Raw genomic sequence first — 24658 nt, 5'->3', positions numbered from 1 at the left:
ATGAAAGTACGTGCGTCTGTTAAAAAAATGTGCCGTGAATGTAAAATCATTCGTCGAAACGGCAGTGTGCGCGTGATCTGTTCAGATCCCAAGCACAAACAACGTCAGGGTTAATTCTCCTGGCATGGCGGGTGTGGTTAACAAGTAGCTTGCATTTACGGCAAGCTACTTGTAGTATCTCGCGCCCTTTCATCAAGTAAGTGTAACGGAGTTAGACATGGCCCGTATTGCCGGTGTCAATATTCCTGACAACAAGCATGCAGTGATTTCTCTGACCTATGTTTTTGGCATTGGTAAGACCACTGCCCAGCAAATCTGTGCCGCATCAGGCATTGCTGAGAGCACCAAAATTGGTTCTCTGAGCGAAGACCAGCTGGACATTATCCGTAATGAAGTTGCTAAGTTTTCGGTCGAAGGCGATCTGCGTCGTGAAGTACAAATGAACATCAAGCGATTGATGGACATGGGTTGCTTCCGCGGTATTCGTCACCGTCGTAGCCTGCCTCTTCGCGGTCAGCGTACTAAAACGAATGCTCGTACCCGTAAGGGTCCGCGCAAGCCAATCCGTAAGTAATCACTGATTACCGGATTGGACTTTTAGTGTAGCTGCATTCACTTGTTGCAGTGTTGATATTAAAAGCAGGATTGTAAAAATGGCTAAGCCACAAAGATCAACCAAGAAAAAGGTTAAAAAGCAGGTAGTGGATGGCATTGCCCATATCCACGCCTCTTTTAACAACACCATTGTGACCATCACCGACCGTCAGGGCAACGCATTGTCCTGGGCAACGGCCGGGGGCTCTGGTTTCCGTGGTTCTCGTAAGAGCACTCCTTTTGCCGCTCAGGTGGCAGCAGAACGTGCTGGTGAAGCTGCCAAAGAGTATGGCCTGAAGAATCTGGACGTTGAAGTTAAAGGTCCAGGTCCAGGCCGTGAATCTGCCGTTCGCGCGCTGAATGCATGTGGATACAAAATATCCAACATCACAGACGTGACGCCGATTCCTCATAACGGCTGTCGTCCACCTAAGAAGCGTCGCGTATAAGGAGGCAGAATTATGGCACGTTATATTGGTCCAAAGTGTAAGCTGTCTCGTCGTGAAGGAACTGACCTGTTCCTGAAAAGCGGCATTCGCGCACTCGATACAAAATGTAAGCTTGAAACCAAGCCAGGTGTTCATGGCGCAGGTCGTGGTCGTCTGTCTGACTATGGTTTGCAGCTGCGTGAAAAGCAAAAAGTTCGTCGTTTGTACGGCATTCTTGAAAAGCAATTCCGTAGCTACTACAAAGAAGCAGCGCGCCGTAAAGGTGCGACTGGTGAAAACCTGCTGCAATTGCTGGAATCCCGTCTGGATAACGTTGTTTATCGCATGGGTTTTGGTTCTACTCGCGCAGAATCGCGTCAGCTGGTTTCTCACAAAGCAGTCACCGTTAACGGACGTACTGTTAATATTCCGTCTTACCAGGTGCAAACTGGCGATGTTATTGCTATTCGTGAGAAATCACGCAAGCAAGATCGTATCAAGACTGCTCTGGAATTAGCTGGTCAACGTAGCGATTGCGCGTGGATCTCTGTTGATTCTGGCAAGATGGAAGGTACTTTTACCAATGTTCCGGAACGCGCTGATCTCCCTGCGGAAATCAACGAAAACCTGATCGTGGAACTTTACTCTAAATAATAGAGGAGCTTAAGGGCAGCTATGCAGCGTGCAGTTAATGAATTTTTGACACCTCGTAACATCCAGGTAGACGAAGTTAGCGGTACCCATGCCAAGGTCACTCTTGAGCCTCTGGAACGCGGATTTGGTCACACTCTGGGCGCAGCCCTGCGTCGTATCTTGCTGTCATCAATGCCGGGTGCAGCCATTGTCGAGTGTGAAATCGACGGCGTATTGCACGAGTACAGCGCAATTGAAGGTGTTCAACAGGATGTTATTGAAATCCTGCTGAACCTGAAAGGCGTTGCAGTCAAATTGCATGAGCGTGACGAAGCGAACCTGACCCTGGCCAAAACCGGCCCGGCTACGGTTACAGCTGCCGATATTCAACTGGATCATGGTGTTGACATTGTCAACCCGGACCACGTCATTGCCCATTTGGGTGAAGGTGCCGAGCTGAAGATGACGATCAAAGTCGCTTCAGGTCGCGGTTATGAAACCGTCGAATCTCGTTACCAGAATGATGAGGAAACCAAGGCAATTGGTAAACTTCAGCTGGATGCCACTTACAGCCCGGTCAAGCGGGTTTCATACAGCGTCGATAGCGCTCGTGTGGAACAACGTACTGACCTGGACAAGTTGGTTATCGATCTGGAAACCAATGGCACCATTGATCCGGAAGAAGCGATCCGTCGTTCCGCGACCATCTTGCAGCAACAGCTGGCTATCTTTGTCAATCTTGAGAATGATGAAGTTGTTGAACAGGTACGTGAAGAGGAAGAAATTGATCCGATTCTGCTGCGTCCTGTCGACGATTTGGAGTTGACCGTCCGCTCCGCCAACTGTTTGAAAGCAGAAAATATTTACTACATCGGCGATCTGATCCAGCGTACAGAAGTTGAGCTGTTGAAGACTCCTAACCTGGGTAAAAAGTCTCTGACTGAAATCAAAGACGTTCTTGCTTCCCGTGGCTTGTCGTTGGGTATGCATCTGGAGAACTGGCCACCTGCCAGCCTCCGTAACGACGACAAAGTGCTTGCGTAAGCTGAGCGTTCAGTTAGTAAGGAATTAAACCATGCGTCATCGTAAAAGTGGTCGTCACTTCAATCGTACCAGCGCACACCGCCAAGCCATGTTGAAAAACATGGCGGTGAGCCTGTTCGAACATGAAGTCATTAAAACGACTCTGCCAAAAGCGAAAGAACTGCGCCGCGTTGCTGAGCCACTGATCACTCTGGCTAAAGAAGATTCAGTTGCAAATCGTCGTCTGGCGTTCTCTCGTACCCGCAGCAAAGAAGCTGTTGGTAAACTGTTCAACGAACTCGGTCCTCGTTACCAAGCTCGTCCAGGCGGTTATATCCGTATTTTGAAATGCGGTTTCCGTTCTGGTGATGCTGCGCCTATGGCGTATGTAGAGCTGGTCGATCGTCCAGTTGTTGAAGCAGAAGAGATTGAAGAAGTAAAGGATGATGCAGCTGAGTAATATCGGCTGTTCTTCCTGAAAACCCGCTTTCGAGCGGGTTTTTTTATGCCTGCTGTTTATACAAGGCAGTGGCCACTTGCTGAAGCCAGACATCCTTTTCTGGCGCAGCTAGCGCTGGCTCAGACCGGGTCAGCGCAGTGAGTTAGCGCAGACTGGATCAGGCAGCAGCATGCGGCTTTAACAGCGATTCAAGACGATTTCCGGCAGCGCCGTGAGTCAGAATCTGGATTGCTTTTTCGGCGATTACCGAACCGGCTTCCGTTGCCGGTAATCCTTTCTGATAAATATTGGAAATCACACTGTATTCCCACTCAATATCCGGATTACCACTGAACGCGGCAGCTTGTGGACGCTGGTCATCAGCCACCCGATAAGCCAGATAAGCCGACAGGCTTCTGGACGCCATGGCATCGCCTCCAGGGCGTTCCCCGATCAGGTTGATCACCAGTTGCGACTGCAGTGAGCGGCCAATATCTTCAGCCAACTTGACGCGGCCGTATTGGCATACGATGGTTTGGCCACAGTGATATCCCCGGCTTTGCAAGCCGTCCTGCAACACCGGTAGCAGCTGTTCGATATTGTGGTGTACGGCTTCGGCGCTGAGTCCATCGGTAACCAGAATCTGGACATCGGTAAATTCCGGCGACAGGCTCAGGCGACAATGAGTATCGAGATAAGAGCCGGTTTCCGGGTTGGACAAATGCATTTCCCGGGAGTCGGCACGGGTAACCAGTTGCCGAAACCCCAGCGTATCCGTCAGTTGTTTGACGTTGAGGTCGGCATAGATCGCTTCTCGCGCCACCGCCTGGTTACTTCTCAGCGTGCGCGCCACCTGATTGCTCGGTCGTGGCCCGGCATTATCAAAGCCATAAGCTGCCGGAACCGATTCCAGCAAACGTTGGTAGTCACTTTCTGATGCACAGAACTGTTCTGGTTTACCCCAGTTGGGGCCACGTTCCAATCCACCGTCTTCATCGCGGACAAAAATACCTTTATCCATCGCCCAGCTGAGATACTCCGGTGCAGGCTCGAGTTCATGAATCTCGCGCAGGGTCTGATCGTCATGGCCACTGGTATCAAAGTAGGCGAGCATACGATCGTTGCCCAAATAGACGTCCATAAAAAAATTGGCACCGGCGGCAGCCAGCAACTCGGTTGCCATTTGCTGACCTTCGGCAGTCACCTGGGAGTGCAGGGTAAAGCAGGGGGCCATGCCCATCGGCAAGCCCATCAGCTTGCCCATCAGGTGATCCTGCAAGCAGCTGTAGGTCATCTCAAAGTTATCGAGATGGGTTTCCGGGCCAATAAAGCCAGTGACATTGTTCACCATAAAAGGACGGTAACGACGGGCCAGGCCATAACACAAGGCTTCACAGGTGGCCATATCGAGACCATTGTGCTTGTTGTAAGTCAGCTCACTGCCCTGGCCGGTTTCGAAGTACATAACATTCTCGGCCCCGGTGTCACGCAGCGGCCCGTGGGTTTGCATCAAGGCACAAGCCTGATCCAGCAGCTCGACAGTGACGTCAAATTCATCGGTCAGTGTTCGCTCAGTACCTGCCAGACTCTGGAAGATGATCTCTACCGGTGCACCTTCTTGCAGGCAGGCCATTTGGGTCTTGATATGAGACAACACACAAATTTGTGTTGGCGCTCCGGTTTCGCGACGCAATTTGTCGAGGTGGTGTAAAACGGCGCTGATATTATCAACAGTATCAATCGCCGGATTCAGGCCAAGCAAAGCGTCTCCGGCACCCATGGAAAGCCCGGCGTAGGTCAGCAAGCTGATCCCGGCGAGGTTGTCGGTCGGGTGATTCGGCTGCAGGCGTGAAGACAAGGTACCAGCCAAACCAACACGGGTACGAGCCTGGGCCGAAGCGCCGTGCTTCAAGCGCTTGGCCAGAAGGATCAGCTCATGGACATCGAGCAGTTTGGTGACAGCCGCGACCATTACGCCAGTCAGGGCGGTGCCCAGTTCCCGGATACGCGGCCCCTTGCTGGCCAGCATCAAATCCTTCAGCTGCCCTAACGTCATATGGCGCAAGGTGGCGAAGATAGCCATATCGATGTCGTAGTTGATCCGCATCACGCTGTCGATGCGGCCTTCGGCATCGGTCAGCGGAGTATCGTAAAGATGCTGCAATGTCTGTTGAGACAACAGGGTGCGGGCCGCTTCGCGCTCAATTTCATCCGCGGCGGCCAGTCCGGCAATACGATCTCCGGCCTTGCTGACGTCAGCGGCTCCGAGCAGATGCGCCAGATTGCGAAAGCGATAGCGCTTTTGCATCAACAAAATATCGTAGGTTTGGGGCTCTGCCACCGCAGGGACATGAATATGTTGGGTCGGGGTTGGACAAAAAACAGACATGATCAGCTAGCCTCCTGACTCATACCGAAAAAGGATATTGGTATGACTTGTTTCAGTGGTCGACCGACATGAATAAACTGTGCCTGTCGGTCGGGAATTTCATCAATCACCAGCAGTGGTTCCGGGCGCTGGCCCCAGTTGCTCAGGTAATTTCCCAGGGTCTTGCCGATGTTGTTTTCCAGCAACAGTACCAATGGGGTTTGTGTTAGTAAGCAGGTGCTATCCCTGGCGTGGTTCAGCCGCTGGGCAAACCGTTTGATCAGCGGCAAATCCGTTTCGCTCGAGAGACAACGAACCCGGATGGCGGCACCGCGTTGGCAGCCTTGAGCCAGTCGTATGACCTGATTGATCGTCTCCTGACTGGCATCCAGCGACAGATGGGATAACAGCGGCAAATCGGTGAGAGGAAGTTGCGCCGCGTTACTGATATAAAGACTGGTGCCGGAAATATCCGAGCTGTGCAAGGTCAGCCCCAATACCGTTGCCCGACCGGCGCTGTCCGGGCGGACCGACAAAGAGCGTGAAAGAATCGGGGAAGCAACTATTGCCCGGGCCAGATCAATCCCCAAATCCCCATAAGCGGTAGTGGCTGGCCAGCTGCCGTGATCGAGAAAGTGATAAATCAATTCCCCGACACCGCCGGAAAACGTCACCAGCGGGCTGGCATGATGCTGTGGCCCATCTGGATTCAGCAGTGCCAGCTGGCGGAAACCATCATCAATGGTGGCTTCGTTGCCGAGCACAATCTGCTCAAGGCTCTGCACCATCCACTGCACAATACGCTGGCACAGATGAGTCTCGAACACCGCCGGTATCTCGCGGACACCCAACTGCCGCAATAACTCACGGCCGTAAGGGGAAAGACCGGTTAATCGATAGCTGCCAGGCTCAAAGCGGAAATGGCGAGCGCCAATGTAATAACAACCGCAGCATTGAACGTCGCCCGACAGGCCCAAAGCCGGATTGGTGGTGCCACCGCCAATATCAAGATTCAGCACCGGCTGGTTATGGTGATAACGGCTCAGTAACTGGCAGCTGCCCATAAACGCCATCCAGGATTCCAGACCGGGATCATCGGCAGTTGCAATCAAGGCGTCACCAATCCGTTCACCAATCAGCTGACTGAGCACCCGGGCATTGTCACTGCGGGCTGCCAGCCCTGTGATCAGTGCGGCTCCCGTGTGCGCCGGATACTGTTCCAGCTGAGCCTGCTGCATCCAGTGTGATAATTGCTGTAGCAGGGCATCGGTATCGATTTGCTGGTTCTTGAACGGCGTAAAGCAGGCTGGCGAGCGATAGATCAGGACAGGGTTGGTATAGGTCATCCGGCCGTTGACGCTGTGTTTTCCAAGGCTGACTTCCGCCACCATCATACTGGATGTGGTGGAGCCGAAATCGAGCCCAAGCAGGCGAACAGCGTCCGGTCGGGTAGGCGTCATAAATGTCCTGATTGCTGTGATATCTGGATCTTCTTGAAATAAAAATTCCTCAAAGGAATATTCAATTCTCACGCCAAGTTGACGAAAAATGACGTTGGAGCCGAAAAAAGGTCGTAGAGGATACAAAACACCTCAGCCAGTGTGGCAGACATGGGAGAACGGCTTGAATATCAAAGGCTTGGGTCAGGTTGGCGGTTGGATTCTGCCATCGGCGCGAGGTCAATCTGACCAGCGCATCAGGGCTGGCAAGGCAAGATACCGCCCGGTAATGCCAGAAAGTCGTGCCCTGTGCCATAACAAATGGCACAGGGCAGAGCGGGTTGCTCTTTTACAGGGCGGTAATAACCCGAATAACCCCGGACAGAATGCACGCACCGGGTATCGGTGTATCGGAGCCGTTTAGGAATAACGTTCGTTCAGATACTGGAAAACGGCGCGTACGCCCATGGCCTCACCACCGACCGGGCGACCGGGCAGTTTGCGCAGATTCCAGGCCATAATGTCAAAATGCACCCAGGGAGTGTTCTCAACAAACGCTTGCAGATACAGCGCGGCAGTAATCGCGCCGCCATAAGGGCTGGAAGCGCCGTTCACCAGATCAGCAATCTCACTTTTCATAAATTCAAAATAAGGTTTGTGTAACGGCAGTTGCCATACCGGCTCTGCTGCGGCTTCCCCGGCATCGGACAAGGCTCGCGCGACCGAACGGTCGTTACAGAAAAACCCTGGCAGCTCAGTGCCCAGCGCAACTCGACAGGCTCCCGTCAGAGTGGCGAAGTCGATCATCAGCTCCGGGTGTTCTGACTCGGCTTCCGCCAGGGCATCACACAAGACCAGACGACCTTCGGCATCGGTATTATCGATTTCGACCGTCAGGCCTTTACGAGTCGGCAGAATATCGCCGGGGCGGAACGCATTGCCGCTGACGGCATTCTCGACTGCAGGAATCAGCACACGCAAATGGATATCGAGACCTGATGACATAATCATCCGGGCCAGCCCCAATACATGAGCGGCACCCCCCATGTCTTTTTTCATCTGCCGCATATAGTTACCCGGCTTGAGGTTCAGGCCACCGCTGTCAAAACAGACGCCTTTGCCAACCAGAGTAACGGCAGGGGAATCAGGATTACCCCAACGCACATCGAGCAACCGGGGTGAGTGCACACTGGCGCGGCCAACGGCATGAATCATGGGGTAGTTCTGTGTTAACAGGTCGTCGCCAACAATTTCCTCAAACCGGCCACCAAACTCTTCTGCCAAAGACCGGGTAACCTCCGACAGCTGTGCCGGCATCATATCCTGAGCCGGAGTATTCACCAGATCTCGCACCAGATTGATAGCGTCGATCTGTTGGTTGGCCTTATCGACCAGACTGGCATCGTCGAGCAGCAGCCGGGCTTGGGGCTTGCTGTTCTCCTTGTAGCGAGTAAAGCGGTAAGCGCCCACTCCCCAGCCAAAAGCGATATTCAGCAAGCGTTCTGCGCTGGCATCTTCCGTCAGTACGTAATCCGTTGCTGGCAAACTGGCAGACAACTCGCCACAGGCAAAAGGGTCATCCAGAGATTCACACACATACAGCGCCAGACAACCGCCCTGGGGTTGCGGGATCAAAGCGGTGCCCGTTCCGGAATAATGGCTGGCTTCAAGCCAGTCTTTGGCCGCAGGTTGCTGCTGCAACCAGGGTTCGAATTCGGATTTGGCCAGCAAGGTCAGTGGCGTGGTGGCGTGCCCAGAGGCAAGGGAGGAGAGAGAAGCAACAATCGACATGGCAACAACCTGTAGAAACAAGAGTAGAAACAGTAAACCTGCTCACCAGATTAACCAGTATCGAACGGGAATTCGAGGGCTGCGATGTTGGTTGGAGCATTGTGGTAGTCATTTTGGATATGGCGAGGAAATGCCTTTCGAAAATACTTTTTTACAGCCTCGTCAGCAGCCTTTGGATAAGCCATCTGCGCCTTTCTTTTAATGATTGATGCAGACCGGTTATACAACTGTCGTGCTGCGCTCCCCGGTACCCTCGGTCGAACGCCCGAACGTTGGGATCAATCGGCGGTCGATGTTGGAAATACTGCTCGCCACAGAAGTGCTGCCAGTAGGGGGGTTCTACCCAGCGGGCGATGCAGTGTTCATCCGATAGCGCGTAGATGTGTTTCAGGAGTGTCAGGCCAATGATTAATCGGGACGATGATCCAGGGCGTCCGTTGTTTGAGCAGTAAGAACTCTGGCAGTGACGCTCAAGTTTCGACAAGTCGATACGTTGACTGAGCTGAACGAGTTCATGCCTGGGGTCAAGCAGCTCCGGGCGCAACAGGCGTGTAAGGCTGTTGAATGCTGGCGTCGAAGGTTTTGCAGGGACGACGAATTAAATGTCGTTTATTGAGCTAATAAGCGGCATTTTCATAACCAACTTGATGTAAATCAATTGATCAATACCATTCAGTCATAATATCTTAGGGCTGCAAGGAATTATCTGACAGGAATTGAAGCGCAAGGAATGCACATAACCACTACTCATACAATAATTAACAAATCACAGAAAAATATCTTATGGAATGGACTATTACTTCAGGCAAAACTCTGTCTGATGTATATCCTGTGTTGTGTTAGTATCAATTCGACCTATTGTTTTATAAATAATAATAGGTACTCATCCTTTTCTGCAAAAAAGTCACTTCAGATTAAGATTGTCGAATTATTTTTAATGTCATTTAAAGTAGCCACCCATTCTCACAAGCAAAAACGTATCAAAATCATAAGTTTTACCAACAAATCCAGCGCACTAGTGTTTACAAAATTTAATACATAAAAGGCAAGCTGAACCAAAAATAATATTCAACATTGAAATAGCTTGTCCAACAAGGGATGACGAATTCGGAATAAAATTAATTATAAGATTATAAACTCAACAAAGGAAAGTGATGCATGAAAAAAACATAATATTCTACTTGGCAATATTGCTACTAATATCCGGCCAATCATTTGGATTTGGTATTGAATTTTCTCCGATAACAGATCCTCTCGCCGATTTAGAAGGTTCTGTGAGAGAAGAAGCTGCTGACGCTGAAGATACTGTTCGAGATGATTTGGCAGACGCTGAAGATACTGTTCGAGATGATTTGGCAGACGCTGAAGATACCGTCCGAGATGAATTGGCAGATGCTGAAGACACTGTCCGGGATGAACTAGCTGACGCAGAAGATGCAGCAGTGCAATTTGGAAGTTGGCTGGATGACAGACGGCCTGAATTAGGCATTCATAACGATGAAGAAGAGGACTCCAATAACAACTTCGCACTCATCAAAACAAGTATCGACTTTGATAATGTTTACGTTGAGACTCTAGATAATCGAAACATAGATATTTATAAGATAGAAAACTCATATACCAAGCGATCAATAACGTGGGAAAAAAAGAAGATTTTCTGGGGAGGAGTGACAATATGGTACCCCAAGCTAGTTACCATACATATAGACAGCACTCCAGAGCCATATGAAAGCAAAGATTCAATATCAGATAAAGATCAAGATGTCGATGGAGTTTATGATGACCTTGAATACTTTATTTATTCAAATATAGATGATTACGAAATAAAAACCGGAGCCTATAGGCTGGCAAATTCGGTTATGCAAATGATCGAAAACCCGGACAACGAAGAAAGGTTTTTCACTGCCACAGTTAACTACCGAAGAGCGTTAGACTGTCTAAAAGATGCAAACCCAAATTTTGTATATGCACTAAAGCTATTATCCATGGCGAGTCAAGATAGATTTGCTGCGTTTATAAGAATGGAATACACAACTGGAGCAAAATTGATTGCGGCCGAAAGATTAGGAGAACTGACATGCCAAGGATGATGAGGGTGTTCATAGTTCTGTGTCACCATCACAGCTTCATTAGGGCTGATCATAGTGCCCGCCAATGGCGAATATATAAATAGAATGATCATCAAATCTATATATCAATCGATCCTTCTGGGATATTCGCTTCGACCAAAACCCGGAAAGATTATGTTTTAAAGGCTCTGGTTTCCCCAAGCCAGAAGATGGGTTGTCAGAGCGAAGCATTTCTTTCAGAGTTTTACATAGGGCTTTATGCAGTTTCTTGTCTTTTTCCCGCATTTGCTCATATGCCTCCCAGGTGTTCCCCTCAAATACCAGTGATCTCATCCATCTGCTCTTTGGTCGGTTTATAGCCTTGGCTATGTTTGTGGGTTTCAAGAGAGGCTGCAATTTGCTGCATCAGATCACGATTTTGCAGAACGGACAGAGTTTCTTGCTCACGCTCCCAGTCTTCAGCGCTCAAAACGACAAAGTCCTCGCCAGCTCTACGGGTAACTTTCAAGGGTTCATGCCTGCTAACCACCTGTTCTACAACGCTTTTCAGGTTATCTCGAAATTTGTTTACGCTTATGGTATCCATATAGTCACTATTATGTACGGGAATTCCGTACAACTTTACAAGGGAGGCTCTCGCAAGGCAAATCAGTCTGACGGTTTTTCCATTACGTGCTTTTCGGTTTATTCTGCCACCACACAGTCCGCTTGCGGTGAAATCCTTGTCAGCGAGATGATCCATATTCATAAAAACAGGGCCAAAAATGACGATGACAGCCAGATTTTTATGAGTGTGATCGACGTTGAAAAACTCTGTGCAGCTGCTGCCCCAAAAGAAAGCCGGATACCTGCGAATATGCTCTGCATCATGTGATTGCCAGCCGGGTTATTTTTCTGAAAATCATGCGGTTTGCAGGCCAAGGGTATTACCCTATCAATCTCAGTCGACTACCGCTGTCATCTATCTGACTCTAAATCGCAACATGAACGTCAAGGGCTGGCCATCGGGTTGTCATCGGTCAACGGCTTAATCCGGCTGATGAGATTTGTTGCGGAGAGACCATGGCCCTGACTCGTCGGGAGTTCCTGTTGGACAGCGCCAGTACCAGCCTGTTTGCCCCGGTAGTCAAGCCGGGTGGGAAACGTACGCCTTACCCGTTCCAGCATGGCATCGCCAGTGGCGATCCGCTGACCGATCAGGTCTTGCTGTGGACGCGTATCACGACGACCGGGAGTGCGTTTGGTATTTCCTATCGCTGGCTGATAACCACGGATCCGCAGCTGCAGCAGGTCGTGCAGGAAGGAACCGGGTTTACCGATGCCAGCCGTGATTTTACCGTCAAGGTGGATGTTGGCGGTTTGCAACCGGCCACTACTTATTATTACGCCTTCGAGGCCGACGGCCATTACTCCGATGTCGGCCGCACCCGAACCTTGCCGGAAGGGTCGGTGGCGCATTTGCGTATTGCCTACACCTCGTGCTCCAACTTTGCCAAAGGTTATTTCAATGTGTATCGGGAGCTGGCGCAGCGGGCCGATCTCGATGCCATTTTGCACCTGGGCGATTATATCTATGAATACGCTGATCTTGACGATTGTCTGCACAGTGGCCGTATTAACGTGCCTTTGCATGAGACTCGTTCGTTGCAGGATTATCGCCAGCGCCACGCTTGCTACAAGCAGGACAAGGACTTGCAGGAAGTGCATCGCCAGCATCCGTTTCTGGTGATTTGGGATGACCATGAAGTGGCCAATAATGCCTGGACGGGTGGGGCCGACAACCACGATATCGAGAGCGAGGGCGACTGGCGTTCACGTCTGAGTGGTGCGGTGCAGGCGTATCTGGAGTGGATGCCAATCCGTGAACCGTCGCAACCGGAGATGGGGATCTATCGCAGCTTCCGGTTTGGGGATCTGGTCGACCTGAGCATGCTGGACACCCGGCTGGCCGGGCGTGATGCCCAAGCCGAGTCGATGGAAGAGCGCAACTTGCCCGGTCGTACGTTGTTGGGTTACTCCCAGGAAGAGTGGCTCTACACCAATCTCGCCAACGCCCAGCAACAGGGAGTGACCTGGAAGCTGAGTGGTCAGCAAGTCATGGTGGCCCAGCTGGGCACCAATGATATGCCCTTCAATTACGACCAGTGGGATGGTTATCCTGCTGCCCGTCAACGCCTGTTTGATGCCGTCAGTCAGGCCAATGTCGATAACTGGGTGGTGCTCACCGGGGATATTCATTCATCCTGGGCGTTTGAGTTGTATCAGAATCCGTTTGCGGCGGAGACGGGCAAACCACTGGGGGTGGAGTTTGTGACACCGGCAGTCACTTCGCCGGGTATCGAGAGTTATGCCCAGGCGCAGATGGCCGCTGCCTCGCTGGAAGCCCTGCTGCCGCATCTGGCGTTTGTGAATTTTTACTTCCGCGGTTATGTGTTGCTGGACATTACCCACGACCGTCTGCAAGCGGAATGGTGGGTGGTCGATAATATCGATAGCCATCGCTACAGCAGCGATTGCCTGCGGGCATTGCAAGTGCCACAAGGCAGTAACCAGTTACAACCGGCGCAGGGGATTACCCAGGCCAAGGCTGCGCAGCCTCTGGCACCGGCCTTTGCCGATGATCTGGCCTTTTTGCGCCACTGGAAACAGCGCTACAACCACCTGGATGGTGTGCTGGCGAACCATACCGAGCGTGGGGCACTCTGATCCAGAACGGTATCACCTTGTTGGCACTCACTGGCACAAATGCTTGTTGAGCGCTTGCGCCGAGTGTAAGAGCCGCCTCAGAATACAGGTCTTCTTCACACAGGATGTCCATCATGGATTCACTTTTCTCGCTGGTTTTTTCGGTCGAAGCTATTGTCTTGGTGTTTGTGCTGGTACTGGTGCGCAGCAGCATTAAATTTGTACCGCAAAACCGGGCCTGGCTGATTGAGCGATTTGGCAAATACCACTCCACCAAAGAGGCTGGCCTTAACTTTATTGTGCCCTTTATCGATCGGGTAGCCGCCGACCGCAGCCTCAAGGAACAAGCGCAGGATGTCCCCAGCCAGTCGGCGATTACCCGCGACAACATTACCCTGAGCGTTGATGGCGTGTTGTATTTCCGGGTACTGGATCCGTACAAGGCGACTTACGGCGTCGATAACTATGTGTTTGCCGTGACTCAGCTGGCGCAAACCACCATGCGTTCCGAGTTGGGCAAGATGGAGCTCGACCGTACCTTTGAAGAGCGCAGCTTGCTGAACATCAATATTGTGACCTCCATTAACGAAGCTGCCGAGCCTTGGGGTATCCAGGTACTGCGTTACGAAATCAAGGATATTGTGCCGCCGCAATCGGTGATGCAGTCGATGGAAGCGCAGATGAAAGCCGAGCGGGTCAAGCGTGCCCAGATTCTGGAATCCGAAGGGGATCGCCAGTCAGCCATTAACGTGGCCGAGGGTGAGAAGCAGGCGCGGGTACTGGCGGCAGAAGCCGACAAGGCAGAACAGATGCTGCAGGCCGAAGGTGAAGCCCAGGCTATAGTGGCTGTGGCGCGCGCCCGTGCCATGGCATTAAAAATGGTTGGTGATATTGCCAATACCGAGGATGGCCAAAAAGCGATCCAGCTGGAGCTGGCTTCCAAGGCCATTGAGGCCAAGCACGCCATTGCCAAGGAATCGTCTGTTGTCTTGCTGCCCGATAGCGGCACCGATGCCAGCAGCATGGTGGCAACGGCCACTACGATTATCAACAGCCTGAACAAGGGCTAGCAAATACCGCGTCGGCGTCAGGCATCTTGTGCCGGACGGCTTTTGCCGCCACCATCCCCACTTATCACCAATACCACTAATATCACCAATCAGATGCTGCCATGACCACTGCTGTAATTTACCTTGCCGGGCCAGAAGTATTTTTAGCCGATGCTGTCGAACTGGGAATGGCCAAGAAAGCCTTGTGCCAGCGTTACGGTTTTATCGGCCTGTTTCCTCTGGATGCGGAAGTCCAGAGTCCGGACCCCGATGAATTACCCTGGGCGATCAGCCGAGGCAACGAAGCGCTGATCCGGCAAGCGGATATCCTGATTGCCAACCTGACGCCTTTCCGTGGCCCCAGTGCCGATGTGGGCACGGTATACGAGCTGGGTCTGGCGCGCGGGCTGGGAAAACGGCTGTCAGGCTACAGCAATGATCCTGCCTCTTTTCTGGCTCGCAGCTGGTCGCAATTTGGCCCTGCCGGACAGCCAGTCCCAGGCCCGGAGGGCGATATTCGTGATCGGGACGGATTAAAAATAGAAGAATTTGGTCTGCACGATAACCTGATGATCGAAGGTGGCATCCGTCAGTCAGCCGGGACGTTTATCAGTCACGCCGCCAGCGAGGCGACACGTTATACCGACCTGACGGCATTTGAACGTTTGTTGCAGCAGCTGGCGTGACCACCTTGCTCGCCTTAATCACCCTACTACAAGGAAACTCATCATGAGCTACCTGTTGTCACACCTTCCCCAGGCTTTGCTGGTGGCGGGGATTCTGGCTTTGATCGTTGAAGTCGCCATCCTGGGTTTTGCCTCGCTGGTGCTGTTTTTTCTGGGCTTGTCGCTGGTGGTATCGGGCTTGCTGATGCTGGTTGGTCTGCTGCCGGAAACGCCGACTTCGGCGTTATGGAGCAATGCTGCGCTGACTTGCGGCTTTGCTCTGGCATTGTGGCGGCCCTTGAAGCGATTACAAAACGAACAGCAAATCACCCCGGTCAACAGCGACTTTGCTCGTGATGCGTTTGTGCTGGAGCAGGATGTGGATCTCAGCGGCAACAGCAGCCATCGTTATTCCGGCATTGACTGGAAACTCAAAAGCCAACAGCCGCTGGCGGCCGGAACCACCGTCAAGGTGATACGGGTGGATGTCGGGGTGTTGTGGGTTGAGGCATTGGAGCAGGATGCTTGAGCCTGTCCAGAGCGGCAGCGTCTGACACCGGGCCTGGCAGTACAACGATCAACAGCACGGCATCCGACAACACAGGGTTTGACGCAGATGGTTTCTGGCTGACAGGGCAGTGCTTCGATGATCAGCCCTTGGCCACCCTGTGGCCTCACTGGTGTGAGCGTCGCGATGGACTGTCGTTGGCTGCATCGCTCGACCGGGGCGAGATCTTGGTTGACGGGCAGCGCTGCCACGATGCCTCGTTGGTATTGAGGGCAGGGCAAGGATTTGCCTTCTGGTTGCCCGGGCATCAGGAAGGCCCGGCCGATACGGGCTGGCAATTGCTGTGGCAAAGCCATGAGTTGATGGCGGTGCACAAGCCTCCCGGCTTGGCGGTGTCTCGTACCACCCGCAATACCTACGATACCTTGATCAATCTGGTGCGCCGTCAAAGTCCGGCGACCGAAGCACACTTGCTGCACCGGCTGGATGCGGAGACATCGGGCATTCTGGTCCTGGCCAAGCATTCCGCCGCCAACAAACGTTGGAAAAAACGCTTTGACCGTCTGCTGCAACGCAAGTGTTATCTGGCGCTGGTGTATGGCCAGCCGGATTGGCAGCAGCTGGATTTTGAATGTTATCTGGCGGAACGACGTGACAGTCCCATTCGTTGTCAGATGCACGTGGTGGACCCTGAGCAGGATCAGAATGCCTGCGTTGGTGCGGCCAAACTCAGTCGCACCCTGTTTCAGTGTCTGGCCAGTCAGGCCGGGATGACGCTGGTGCAATGCGAATTAAAAAGCGGCCGTAAACACCAGTTGCGGGCGCAGCTGGCAGCATTGGGACATCCGATCGTGGCCGACAAGATTTACGCCCACGGCGGCCGCTATTATCTACAGCGCCTGCAGCAGGCGCTAACCCCGGCAGAGATTGCTGATTTGGGTGCATCCCATCATTTGTTACACGCCTGGCAGATTGAATTGAATGCTTATGGCCAGCGGTTCGATATTCAGGATGATCAGTTGTCGGAGCAGTGGCCAGCCTGGGTGCAGGAGTGGTTGAAGCGTACCCGGAGCCAACCGCCCCTCTGACATATGTTAGTCTTGGTTTCTGGATTAGTGGTTGTTTACTGACTCTGGCTGCAGGTGGTCTGGCGTCAGCGGGGTTGGAGGTTGTTGTTGAATATTCTGTTGGTTGAAGATGATCCCCAGCTCAGTCGGGATGTTGGACGTTATCTCAGTAAGGCTGGTTATGGTGTTGAGTATCTGGAGCGGGGGGACTGGGCTGCCCGGTATTTACCGGAGCATCAGGATGTTATCGGGTGTGTGGTACTCGACCTGGGTTTGCCCTATCTGTCGGGCCTGGAAGTACTGGCTGGCTGGCGTCGTCAAGGGATCAGCACACCGGTACTGATTCTGACTGCGCGTAACAGTTGGCAGGAGCGGGTTGATGGTTTGAATGCCGGGGCTGACGATTACCTTGGCAAGCCGTTCCAGAGTGAAGAGCTACTGGCGCGGCTCGAAGCATTACGGCGTCGGGTTGAGCAACAGGGGCAAATTCAGCTGGTGGTGGATGGTCTGATTCTGGATGAAACCAAACAGCAGGTCTCTGATGGTGCTGGCATGTGTGCAAGCCTGACCGCCACCGAGTTCGCCATGTTGCGTTTGTTGATGCAAAAAGCCGGGCAAATTGTCTCCAAGCAGCAGCTGCTGGATACAACCTACGACTGGCAAGAAGAAAAGAATGAAAATCTGGTGGAGGTCTATATCCGCCGCTTGCGCAAGAAAATCGGCCAGCAACGTATCCACACCTATCGGGGTCAGGGTTACTTGATGGGGAAACGCTAATGTGGTCCTTGTCGGCCCGGTTGTTCCGCTCTTTGCTGGTGGGGCAGTTGGTGATCATCGTACTGATTGCCACTGCCACTGCTATCGCGCTGTTTGTATCCGCTACCGATTATTTCAAAACCCGGCTGGAGCATGATCGAGACCTGTTGTTGCAGGAGATTCACTGGCACGACGACCGCATGGATATTGATGAACATATTTTACCGCCTATCTTTGTTGCCCTGGAATCCGGCCATTATTACCAGGTGAACTGGAATGGCCAGCAACTGAAGTCGCCTTCGTTGGGTGATCGGGCGCTGGAAATGCAACGCCTGGCGGGAGAGACCTTGTGGAGCTGGCAGCAGGTCATACCGGAGCAAAACCTGTACGTGATGAGCCAGTCGCTGACGGTGGGGCAGCGGCAGGTAGAGCTGCAGATCGCAGAAGATTTCCTCCCTATTATGGACGTATTTGTACAGGCGTTTGTAACCTTGCTGCTGTTGCTGAGTGTACTGATGGCGGCTATTTTTGTCTGGCAGCGCCGTCAACTCAACGAGGCGTTATTGCCCTTTGAACAGATCCAGCAGCAATTGCGCCAGTTGGCACGGCAGGAACGGGATCACCTGGAAGCACCCGAAATGCAGGAGCTGGAACCTCTGGTGGATGAAATCAACCGGCTGGGTGAACGGACCCGCGAACGTTTGTTACGTGCTCGTATGGCCAGCGGTAATCTGTCGCATTCGTTAAAAACGCCGTTGGCGGTGTTAAACAATCGCCTCAACGATGTCGCCCGCGGTCAGCCGGAAGGGGACTGGCATATTTCTCTGCAGCAAATCGAACAGATGAACCATATGATCGATAATGAAATGAAACGGGCCAGAATCGCCGGGTTGATGAGTCGGGCACCGCAAATTGATCTGACGGAGCTGCTGCAGCAGCTTTGTCAAAGCATGGCCAAGTTGTATCCCGAGGTGATTATTCGCCAGCAATTACCAGCGGCGTTGCCTTTTCCCGGTGATCGGGAAGATATGTTTGAACTGTTGGGGAATCTGGTGGATAACGCCTGTAAATGGACCTCCACCACTGTTGACGTACAGGCCGCCGAAATTGATGGGCAATTGCAGCTGACGATTACCGACAATGGCCCCGGCGTTGCACCGGAGCAATTGACGGTATTGCATCAGCCTGGGGTTCGGGGGGATGAAAGTGGCCCGGGTTTCGGCTTGGGGCTGGCTATTGTGGCGGATATTGTTGAGCAGTATCAGGGCCGGATCCGGTTTGAAAACGGCGCTGAAGCTGGATTGATTGTCCGTCTGTCCTTGCCTCTTAATCCGGATTACCGCTGAGTCAGACGACCACTGGCCAGCAGTGCTTGTACCCAATAGTGAATATCAAAACTACTGAACCTCTGGCGCAAATTCTCCAGGACTGCCTGGTATTGTGGCTCGCTCAGATGCAGGCTGATGAACGTACGGTTTTGTTTTCCCTGAATCTGCTCACTGATGGAAAGCTGGTCAAGGCGGTTGCTATGGCCCCAACCGGTCCAGGAGCTGAAGCCGGGTAATCCCTGTTGCAGTAACCAGTCGGTCACTACATCGGCCTGTCGGGGTGGCAGTGACAGGGTCAGCAAGGTGTGTGGTTGTGTGTTGGTCTCGGTTGCACTCATTGGGTGGCCTCCAGAATAAAACGGCGATAAAGCAGTGGCAGAACATACAGGGTCAGTAGCGTCGATGTGACCAGACCGCCGATAACTACAATGGCCAATGGCTTCTGGATTTCACTGCCCGGCCCAGTAGCAAATAACAACGGCAGCAAACCAACCGCACCGGTGCTGGCGGTCATCAATACCGGCCGCAGCCGTCCGGCTGCCGCCTCCAGAATCATCGCCAGTCCGCGCTGGCCCAGTGCCTGTAAATGCTGGAACTGATCAACCAGCACGACACCATTCATAACGGCAATACCTAACAAGGCAATAAAGCCGACAGATGCCGGTACCGATAAGTACTCGCCACTGAGCCAGAGCGCCAGCACTCCACCGATCAGGGCAAACGGGATATTACACAGGATCAGGAGAGCCTCGTTGATGCGGCCAAAGGTGGTAAACAGCACCAGTAAAACCAGTGCAATGGCTACCGGAACCATGACTGCCAGACGAGTATTGGCCCGTTGCTGGTTTTCAAATTCACCTCCCCAGTTGAGGTAGTAGCCGCCGGGCAGGTCGATGTGTTGGCTGACAGCCAGTTGTGCGGCGGCGACATAGTCGCTGAGGGCGATGCCTTCGACATTGACGGTGACGACAGCAAAACGCTGACCATTTTCCCGTTTCACCAACACCGGGCCGGGTGTTTCGGTGGCGTTGACCAGTTCCGCCAGCGGTACGGCATCCCCCGCGGGAGTGACCAGCCAGTGTTCGTTCAGCAGGGCACTGATTTGTGCCGGGCGCGGATGGCGGAGCAGCAAGGGTACTTGCCTGTCCGGGTAAATCACTTCTCCAGCCCTGATACCTTCCAGAGCGGCCCGCAGAGATTGTTGGACTTCATTAACGGTCAATGCCAGCTGCTGGATACGGGTCGCATCCGGGGTAATGGTCAGATAGTGCATGCCATCCGCCTGGTTCAGCATGACTTCTGCTGTACCTGGCAGGGATTTCATCAGGCTGGCAATGCGTTCGGAGACCGCTTGCAGTTGTGACAAGTCTGCACCAAACAACTTGATGGCCAGGTCGCCGCGAGAACCGGAAATCATCTCGGACACTCGCATATCAATCGGTTGGGTAAAGCCGTAGTTCAAACCGGGAAACTGTTCCAGAATGGTACGAATCTGTTCTCTCAGCTCTGCCTTGCTATTGGCTTGCCATTGTTCGACGGGCTTGAGCTGCAAAAACATATCGGTCTCGTTGAGTCCCATCGGGTCCATGCCAAGATCGTCAGAGCCGGCGCGGGCAACAATGCGCTGGATATCCGGCACCGCTGCCAGCAAGGCTTTTTCGACCTGGGTATCAATGGCCAGCGAAGCCTCCAGATTGATGGTCGGAATTTTTTCCAGCTGTACGATCAGGTCTCCTTCATCCATCTCAGGCATAAATGCTTTACCGGTCTGAGTGAAAGCCACCAGACTGGCCACCACGGCCAGAGCCAGCCCTGTGAGCATTGGCCATGGGTTGGCTAACGTCCGTTCGAGTGAGTGGCGATAGGCCGACTGCAAGCCAGATACCCATCGCGGGGTGGTTACCTTGTCGGCCTGGATCAGCCAGCTGGTCAGTACCGGAATCAGGGTCAGGGATACCAGTAAACTGCTTGCCAGGGCGAACATAATGGTCAGCGCCACCGGAGCAAACAGCTTGCCTTCCAGACCTTGCAAGGTCACCAGTGGTGAAAACACCAGCAGGATAATCAGGGTGCCGGACACAATGGGGACAGCCACTTCGTGAATCGCCCGGAAGATCACATTCAGGCGGGGCAAACCGGCATGACTGGTTTGCAAGCGGGTTACGGTGTTTTCAACCACCACAACGGAGCCATCGACCAGCATACCAATGGCAATCGCCAGTCCGCCGAGACTCATCAGGTTGGCGCTCATGCCGAGTTTGTCCATGATGATAAACGTCATCAGCGCTGACATTGGCAGGTTCACAGCCACTACCAGTGCCGTACGGACATTACCAATAAACAGCCCGAGCAAAACAATCACCAGTACTACGGCGATCCATAACGCTTCGGTGACGGTACCAACGGCCCGCTGGGTCAGGTTGCTGCGGTCGTAAAAGACCCCAATCTCCATTCCGGCTGGCAGGTTGAGGGTGTCGAGAGCTTGTTGGACTCCCTGGATTACTTGGCGGGCATTGGCATTTTTTAAAGCCACGACCAGAGCTTCGACGGTTTCGCCCTGACCACTGTCGGTAACACCGCCATAGCGGGTCAGGCTATCGAGCTGGACAGTGGCAACGTCACTGAGGCGTACCGGGCTGCCGTTACGATAGACCAGGACGCGATTCGCGAGGTCATTCCGCGTGGTGATGCGGCCGGTGCTACTGACCAGAATGGCTTCTTCGCCGTCTTCCAGCCGTCCGGCGCCGTCATTGCGGTTGTTCTGTTGCAGAAAGTGTTGCAAGTCGGCCAGAGTCAGATCGGCCTGTGCCAGGGCTGCCATATCGGGAATCACAGCCCAGGCTTCAACCTTGCCACCCAGGGCATTGATATCGGCGACACCGGGTACCGTGCGTAACAGGGGCCGGATTTGCCAGTCGAGAATACGGCGTTTTTCGGCCAGCGACTGTGGCCCGTCGAGGGTAAACATATACAGTTCGCCCAATGGGGTGCTCATGGGGGCAATTCCGCCACTGATGTCGGCTGGCAGCTCAGGCCAGACAGCGGCCAGGCGTTCGGATACCTGCTGGCGTGCCCAGTAAATATCGGTGCCATCGGCAAAGTCGACGGTAATATCGGTCAGGCCGTATTTTACGACGGAACGCAGGATCGACTGGTTTGGAATACCGAGTAATTCAACTTCGATCTTGCGGGTTACGCGGGTTTCCAGCTCTTCTGGTGGTAATCCCGGAGCCTTGAGGATGATCTTGACCTGGGTTGGAGATATTTCCGGAAAGGCGTCAATCCTCAGGTTCTGATAGCTGACTACCCCTGCGGCCAAGATGCCGAAACTGATCACCAGAATCAGTATCCGCTGCATCAGAACCGTTTGAATCCAGTGCGACAGCATTATTTGTCCTCCTCACTACTGGCTTGCCAATAAGACATCAGGGCCGCCGTGCCGCGGGTAGCCAGTGTTGGCTGCCGGGGCAAGGTCGCGGCCGGGATTAGCAAGTAGCCGCCGCCTTCGGCGATGGGCTTGACCGCCAGCGGTTTGATCTCATGATGCTGTTGTAGGAATACCCAGGATTGGCCCTGAGCCCGGACTCGGGCAGAGGCAGGAATCGCCCAGCCGGACTGCGCCGACGGAATGGTGACTTGCCAGCGTTGTCCGGGAACCGGTTGTCCTGTTTGTAGTTGCAGCCAGACCTGTTGCTGACCCGTGATGCTGATGCCTTGCTCAATACGCTGCACTGTTGCGGTGTGGGTGTCGGTCACGCTGGGGTCGTCGGAGCCGACAGGACGTACCGCTAACGACTGTCCAGGCTGGAGCTGTTGGGCCAGCCGGATCGGTACCTCAACCAGGATCGCCAGGGCGCTGTCTGGCCAGAATTCCGCCAGACTTGTGCCTGGGCTGGCGATTTGCCCTGTCTGTTGATTCAGCCGGATCAACCAGCCTGAGCTGCGGCTGTTAAGGGTAAACTCGGCGTCGTGAGTGTTCAGCCATGCGGATGGCAAATGGGTCAGCACCTGTTGGTTGCTGCTGACGCTGTCGCTCAGTTGCTGGCATTCGAGGGATTTTTCTTCGATATCAAGGCGGGTGCTCAGGCCGCTGCGCTGGCGATCTTGCAGATAGGTCAGTCGCTGTTGGCACAGCCGGGCGGTTTGTTGCTGGCGTTGATGATTCTGGATAAACGCCTGTATTTCGTGGCTGTGCAGTTGTAATAGCGGCTGACCGGCATTGAGATGCTGGCCGGAGGGTTGTAGCCACTGCTCGATCCGGGTTTCGAATGGCATTATCAGTTGCAGGCGCTGGTGGTCACTGACAGCGGTACTGCCAGGCAACACCGCCAGTGGCAGTTGGGCCTGGGTTGTCAGGGTGCTGAATTCGACCCCGAGTCGTTGCTGTTCGGTGCTATCGAGAGGTAATGCCTCGGCCCGATACGTTAGCAGCGGCAGGGCGAGGATACTGGTCAGGGTAACGATCAGTGTGGCGGATGCCAGATTAACCTGCTGTTGTGGTGTGTTGTCCACTCGGCAGTGTGCGGATTGATCTTGGCTCGAATGGCCAGACAACATATTCAAAAACGTCATTGTGGTATCACCCCCTGAAGTTGGTTCCAGTCACTGATGGCTTGTTGGTAAGTAAGGCGGGCTTTGTCAGCCTGTTGCTGCAGTTGCCAGATACTGTTTTGCACCTGTAGCCAGGCCAGCCCTGACAGTTGCCCTTGCTGCCAGGCCCGGTACTGGGCGTTGTACTGCTGGCTGGCGTCGGCGCTCAATTGCTGCAGCTCGGCTACCCGTTGAGCCAGAGCGGGTAACTGGCTGGCCAGCACCTGTTGCTGGCGTTGTAGTTGTTGGCGAACATCCCGTTCGGCCCGCTGTTGTTGTGCCACCTCACGCCATTGCGCCCGTTGGCTCTGGTAACCATCGCTGCCCAGAGGCAGGCTGAGTCCCAGCACAAGCAAATCACTGGTGGGGGTATCCGAGGTCGCGGCAAGATGCTTGACGCCTACAGAGACACTGGGTGTCAGTGCCTGTTGACGGCTGAGAGACTGGTTAAGCAGTGCGTATTGGCGTTGCTCTATCTGGAAACGCAGCAGCGGGTGTTGCTCCAGTGGTTGTGCCGCAGCGGCGGAAAACTGCCAATCGTCCGGCAGATCTTCCTGGCCTGTCCACTGGCGAAACTGGATGGATAAGTCGTGTTGCTGGCTTTGCAAGGTTAGCTGGCTGGCTTTTAATTGCTGCAAGGTTTGCTGCAAGGGCAGGCGATCCGCGGCCGGGCGTTCACCTTGACGAATCAGCAATTGCAACCAGTCGAGTTGCTGGGTCATTGCGCTCAGACGCTTGGCATTTCGCTGTTGCTGTAGCGATAGCTGTTGCCATTGCCACCACCAGTTTTGTAATCGCCCCGACCAAAGCCAGCGTTGATAGTCCCGTTCCGTGTGGATCAATCGGGCTGAGGTCTGGTTGAGTTGGCTGCGGGTGTGATATTGGTTGGGTTTGCTGAGTGTTGCACTCAGGCTTAACTGCCATTCGGAACCGATAGCGGCGGCCGGATCTCCCTGGGTGTAATCGACAGCCAGCTCTGGCGCACTGGTTAACCAGTCTGGGCGACGTTGTTGATACAGTGTTTGCGTGGCGCGCAGGGCTTGTTGCTCTGGAGTGGCTTGCCAGCTGGCTTCCAGTGCGGCGGTAAATGAAGGGGTGGCGTCAGCTTGGCTGGTGGCTGTTAGTAGCAGCAGGTACAGCAGCTGTTGTACGGCCTTTGGGCAGGCTGAGCGGCCAGCTGCTTGCTCTGGTTGGGGTTGCCTGATCATGGCGGAATCTCCTTGATT

General features: G+C 53.5%; 25 protein-coding genes. 15 read left to right on the top strand and 10 right to left on the bottom strand.

Annotated elements, in window-relative coordinates; genetic code table 11:
* The 6 genes from rpmJ to rplQ all read left to right on the top strand — a co-directional run bounded on the left by rpmJ (position 1) and on the right by rplQ (position 3138).
* A complete protein-coding gene (gene rpmJ / locus Q8W32_RS10160) occupies positions 1 to 114 on the top strand; it encodes a 50S ribosomal protein L36 (protein ID WP_303434736.1) in 114 nt (37 codons plus the stop codon).
* A gap of 103 nt (positions 115 to 217) precedes the next feature.
* A complete protein-coding gene (rpsM, locus tag Q8W32_RS10155) occupies positions 218 to 574 on the top strand; it encodes a 30S ribosomal protein S13 (protein ID WP_303434737.1) in 357 nt (118 codons plus the stop codon).
* A 79-nt stretch (positions 575 to 653) separates the two neighbouring features.
* Entirely contained in the window at positions 654 to 1043 is a 390-nt protein-coding gene (gene rpsK / locus Q8W32_RS10150; RefSeq protein WP_094059483.1) for a 30S ribosomal protein S11, read from the top strand.
* 12 nt (positions 1044 to 1055) lie between these two features.
* Positions 1056 to 1676 carry a 30S ribosomal protein S4 gene (rpsD, locus tag Q8W32_RS10145; RefSeq protein WP_303434738.1) on the top strand — a complete coding sequence of 207 codons (621 nt, stop codon included), beginning with the start codon at positions 1056 to 1058 and terminating at the stop codon, positions 1674 to 1676.
* A 21-nt stretch (positions 1677 to 1697) separates the two neighbouring features.
* A complete protein-coding gene (gene rpoA, locus Q8W32_RS10140; protein WP_303434739.1) occupies positions 1698 to 2699 on the top strand; it encodes a DNA-directed RNA polymerase subunit alpha in 1002 nt (333 codons plus the stop codon).
* Between the two features lie 31 nt (positions 2700 to 2730).
* Positions 2731 to 3138 carry a 50S ribosomal protein L17 gene (gene rplQ, locus Q8W32_RS10135; RefSeq protein WP_303434740.1) on the top strand — a complete coding sequence of 136 codons (408 nt, stop codon included), beginning with the start codon at positions 2731 to 2733 and terminating at the stop codon, positions 3136 to 3138.
* 157 nt (positions 3139 to 3295) lie between these two features.
* Here the strand turns inward: rplQ and eutB are convergent, their stop codons facing one another.
* The 4 genes from eutB to Q8W32_RS16610 form a co-directional block, all read right to left on the bottom strand.
* The gene (gene eutB / locus Q8W32_RS10130; protein WP_305414786.1) at positions 3296 to 5506 is read right to left on the bottom strand and encodes an ethanolamine ammonia-lyase subunit EutB; all 2211 of its coding nucleotides are present in this window, start codon (positions 5504 to 5506) and stop codon (positions 3296 to 3298) included.
* Positions 5507 to 5508: 2 nt separating this feature from the next.
* Positions 5509 to 6945: an ethanolamine ammonia-lyase reactivating factor EutA gene (locus tag Q8W32_RS10125; protein WP_303434742.1), complete on the bottom strand. Its 1437-nt coding sequence runs from the start codon at positions 6943 to 6945 to the stop codon at positions 5509 to 5511.
* A 399-nt stretch (positions 6946 to 7344) separates the two neighbouring features.
* Positions 7345 to 8715 carry a M17 family metallopeptidase gene (locus tag Q8W32_RS10120; protein WP_305414785.1) on the bottom strand — a complete coding sequence of 457 codons (1371 nt, stop codon included), beginning with the start codon at positions 8713 to 8715 and terminating at the stop codon, positions 7345 to 7347.
* Positions 8716 to 8866: 151 nt separating this feature from the next.
* Positions 8867 to 9199, bottom strand: a complete 333-nt coding sequence (locus tag Q8W32_RS16610) for a transposase (RefSeq protein ID WP_370693679.1) — start codon at positions 9197 to 9199, stop codon at positions 8867 to 8869.
* Between the two features lie 670 nt (positions 9200 to 9869).
* Between Q8W32_RS16610 and Q8W32_RS10115 the strand changes: the two genes are divergently transcribed.
* Positions 9870 to 10805, top strand: a complete 936-nt coding sequence (locus tag Q8W32_RS10115) for a hypothetical protein (protein ID WP_305414784.1) — start codon at positions 9870 to 9872, stop codon at positions 10803 to 10805.
* 39 nt (positions 10806 to 10844) lie between these two features.
* On the opposite strand, the gene Q8W32_RS10110 is transcribed toward Q8W32_RS10115, so the two are convergent.
* A complete protein-coding gene (locus tag Q8W32_RS10110; protein WP_305414813.1) occupies positions 10845 to 11069 on the bottom strand; it encodes a Txe/YoeB family addiction module toxin in 225 nt (74 codons plus the stop codon).
* Between the two features lie 28 nt (positions 11070 to 11097).
* Positions 11098 to 11370, bottom strand: coding sequence for a type II toxin-antitoxin system Phd/YefM family antitoxin (locus Q8W32_RS10105; protein WP_303434931.1), 273 nt, complete (start codon positions 11368 to 11370; stop codon positions 11098 to 11100).
* Between Q8W32_RS10105 and Q8W32_RS10100 the strand changes: the two genes are divergently transcribed.
* The 8 genes from Q8W32_RS10100 to Q8W32_RS10065 all read left to right on the top strand — a co-directional run bounded on the left by Q8W32_RS10100 (position 11299) and on the right by Q8W32_RS10065 (position 18860).
* Positions 11299 to 11658: a hypothetical protein gene (locus tag Q8W32_RS10100; RefSeq protein ID WP_305414816.1), complete on the top strand. Its 360-nt coding sequence runs from the start codon at positions 11299 to 11301 to the stop codon at positions 11656 to 11658. The genes Q8W32_RS10105 and Q8W32_RS10100 overlap by 72 nt on opposite strands.
* Before the next feature lie 188 nt (positions 11659 to 11846).
* Entirely contained in the window at positions 11847 to 13490 is a 1644-nt protein-coding gene (locus tag Q8W32_RS10095; protein WP_305414783.1) for an alkaline phosphatase, read from the top strand.
* 113 nt (positions 13491 to 13603) lie between these two features.
* On the top strand, positions 13604 to 14539 hold the full coding sequence (locus Q8W32_RS10090; protein ID WP_303433093.1) for a stomatin-like protein: 936 nt from the start codon (positions 13604 to 13606) through the stop codon (positions 14537 to 14539).
* 101 nt (positions 14540 to 14640) lie between these two features.
* Entirely contained in the window at positions 14641 to 15204 is a 564-nt protein-coding gene (locus tag Q8W32_RS10085) for a nucleoside 2-deoxyribosyltransferase (protein WP_305414782.1), read from the top strand.
* 43 nt (positions 15205 to 15247) lie between these two features.
* Entirely contained in the window at positions 15248 to 15712 is a 465-nt protein-coding gene (locus Q8W32_RS10080) for an NfeD family protein (protein ID WP_303433095.1), read from the top strand.
* Complete coding sequence (locus tag Q8W32_RS10075; protein WP_305414781.1) at positions 15709 to 16779, top strand: RluA family pseudouridine synthase; 1071 nt, start codon at positions 15709 to 15711, stop codon at positions 16777 to 16779. The genes Q8W32_RS10080 and Q8W32_RS10075 overlap by 4 nt, the downstream gene beginning before the upstream one ends.
* Positions 16780 to 16866: 87 nt before the next feature.
* Positions 16867 to 17535, top strand: a complete 669-nt coding sequence (locus Q8W32_RS10070) for a response regulator transcription factor (RefSeq protein ID WP_303433099.1) — start codon at positions 16867 to 16869, stop codon at positions 17533 to 17535.
* Entirely contained in the window at positions 17535 to 18860 is a 1326-nt protein-coding gene (locus tag Q8W32_RS10065) for a sensor histidine kinase (RefSeq protein WP_305414780.1), read from the top strand. The genes Q8W32_RS10070 and Q8W32_RS10065 overlap by 1 nt, the downstream gene beginning before the upstream one ends.
* On the opposite strand, the gene Q8W32_RS10060 is transcribed toward Q8W32_RS10065, so the two are convergent.
* From Q8W32_RS10060 to Q8W32_RS10045, 4 genes are read right to left on the bottom strand one after another with little or no spacing between them, the layout of a single operon-like run.
* Positions 18851 to 19180, bottom strand: coding sequence for a DUF3240 family protein (locus Q8W32_RS10060; RefSeq protein WP_303433101.1), 330 nt, complete (start codon positions 19178 to 19180; stop codon positions 18851 to 18853). The two genes, Q8W32_RS10065 and Q8W32_RS10060, sit on opposite strands and share 10 nt — an antisense overlap.
* Positions 19177 to 22230 carry an efflux RND transporter permease subunit gene (locus tag Q8W32_RS10055; protein WP_305414779.1) on the bottom strand — a complete coding sequence of 1018 codons (3054 nt, stop codon included), beginning with the start codon at positions 22228 to 22230 and terminating at the stop codon, positions 19177 to 19179. The genes Q8W32_RS10060 and Q8W32_RS10055 overlap by 4 nt, the downstream gene beginning before the upstream one ends.
* Entirely contained in the window at positions 22230 to 23414 is a 1185-nt protein-coding gene (locus tag Q8W32_RS10050; RefSeq protein WP_305414778.1) for an efflux RND transporter periplasmic adaptor subunit, read from the bottom strand. Before Q8W32_RS10050 ends, Q8W32_RS10055 begins: the two co-directional genes overlap by 1 nt.
* On the bottom strand, positions 23411 to 24640 hold the full coding sequence (locus Q8W32_RS10045) for a hypothetical protein (protein ID WP_305414777.1): 1230 nt from the start codon (positions 24638 to 24640) through the stop codon (positions 23411 to 23413). The genes Q8W32_RS10050 and Q8W32_RS10045 overlap by 4 nt, the downstream gene beginning before the upstream one ends.
* Between the last annotated feature and the right edge of the window lie 18 nt (positions 24641 to 24658).

The sequence above is a fragment of the Oceanobacter sp. 3_MG-2023 genome (assembly GCF_030688925.1).
Lineage (GTDB): Bacteria > Pseudomonadota > Gammaproteobacteria > Pseudomonadales > Oceanobacteraceae > Oceanobacter.
Note: the sequence above shows the minus strand (reverse complement) of the source record. Positions and strands in the feature narration are given on the sequence as shown.

Bases quoted from the DNA above. Each gene is read 5' to 3' on its own strand.
- Q8W32_RS10115 (WP_305414784.1), top strand. From the start codon at position 9,870: ATGCATGAAAAAAACATAATATTCTACTTGGCAATATTGCTACTAATA.
- Q8W32_RS10110 (WP_305414813.1), bottom strand. From the start codon at position 11,069: ATGCGGGAAAAAGACAAGAAACTGCATAAAGCCCTATGTAAAACTCTG.
- Q8W32_RS10065 (WP_305414780.1), top strand. From the start codon at position 17,535: ATGTGGTCCTTGTCGGCCCGGTTGTTCCGCTCTTTGCTGGTGGGGCAG.
- rpsM (WP_303434737.1), top strand. From the start codon at position 218: ATGGCCCGTATTGCCGGTGTCAATATTCCTGACAACAAGCATGCAGTG.
- Q8W32_RS10120 (WP_305414785.1), bottom strand. From the start codon at position 8,715: ATGTCGATTGTTGCTTCTCTCTCCTCCCTTGCCTCTGGGCACGCCACC.
- Q8W32_RS10090 (WP_303433093.1), top strand. From the start codon at position 13,604: ATGGATTCACTTTTCTCGCTGGTTTTTTCGGTCGAAGCTATTGTCTTG.
- rplQ (WP_303434740.1), top strand. From the start codon at position 2,731: ATGCGTCATCGTAAAAGTGGTCGTCACTTCAATCGTACCAGCGCACAC.
- Q8W32_RS10085 (WP_305414782.1), top strand. From the start codon at position 14,641: ATGACCACTGCTGTAATTTACCTTGCCGGGCCAGAAGTATTTTTAGCC.
- rpmJ (WP_303434736.1), top strand. From the start codon at position 1: ATGAAAGTACGTGCGTCTGTTAAAAAAATGTGCCGTGAATGTAAAATC.
- Q8W32_RS10095 (WP_305414783.1), top strand. From the start codon at position 11,847: ATGGCCCTGACTCGTCGGGAGTTCCTGTTGGACAGCGCCAGTACCAGC.
- Q8W32_RS10060 (WP_303433101.1), bottom strand. From the start codon at position 19,180: ATGAGTGCAACCGAGACCAACACACAACCACACACCTTGCTGACCCTG.
- eutB (WP_305414786.1), bottom strand. From the start codon at position 5,506: ATGTCTGTTTTTTGTCCAACCCCGACCCAACATATTCATGTCCCTGCG.
- Q8W32_RS10105 (WP_303434931.1), bottom strand. From the start codon at position 11,370: ATGGATACCATAAGCGTAAACAAATTTCGAGATAACCTGAAAAGCGTT.
- rpsK (WP_094059483.1), top strand. From the start codon at position 654: ATGGCTAAGCCACAAAGATCAACCAAGAAAAAGGTTAAAAAGCAGGTA.
- Q8W32_RS10080 (WP_303433095.1), top strand. From the start codon at position 15,248: ATGAGCTACCTGTTGTCACACCTTCCCCAGGCTTTGCTGGTGGCGGGG.
- Q8W32_RS10100 (WP_305414816.1), top strand. From the start codon at position 11,299: ATGCCTGCTAACCACCTGTTCTACAACGCTTTTCAGGTTATCTCGAAA.
- Q8W32_RS10055 (WP_305414779.1), bottom strand. From the start codon at position 22,230: ATGCTGTCGCACTGGATTCAAACGGTTCTGATGCAGCGGATACTGATT.
- Q8W32_RS10045 (WP_305414777.1), bottom strand. From the start codon at position 24,640: ATGATCAGGCAACCCCAACCAGAGCAAGCAGCTGGCCGCTCAGCCTGC.
- Q8W32_RS10125 (WP_303434742.1), bottom strand. From the start codon at position 6,945: ATGACGCCTACCCGACCGGACGCTGTTCGCCTGCTTGGGCTCGATTTC.
- Q8W32_RS10050 (WP_305414778.1), bottom strand. From the start codon at position 23,414: ATGACGTTTTTGAATATGTTGTCTGGCCATTCGAGCCAAGATCAATCC.
- rpoA (WP_303434739.1), top strand. From the start codon at position 1,698: ATGCAGCGTGCAGTTAATGAATTTTTGACACCTCGTAACATCCAGGTA.
- rpsD (WP_303434738.1), top strand. From the start codon at position 1,056: ATGGCACGTTATATTGGTCCAAAGTGTAAGCTGTCTCGTCGTGAAGGA.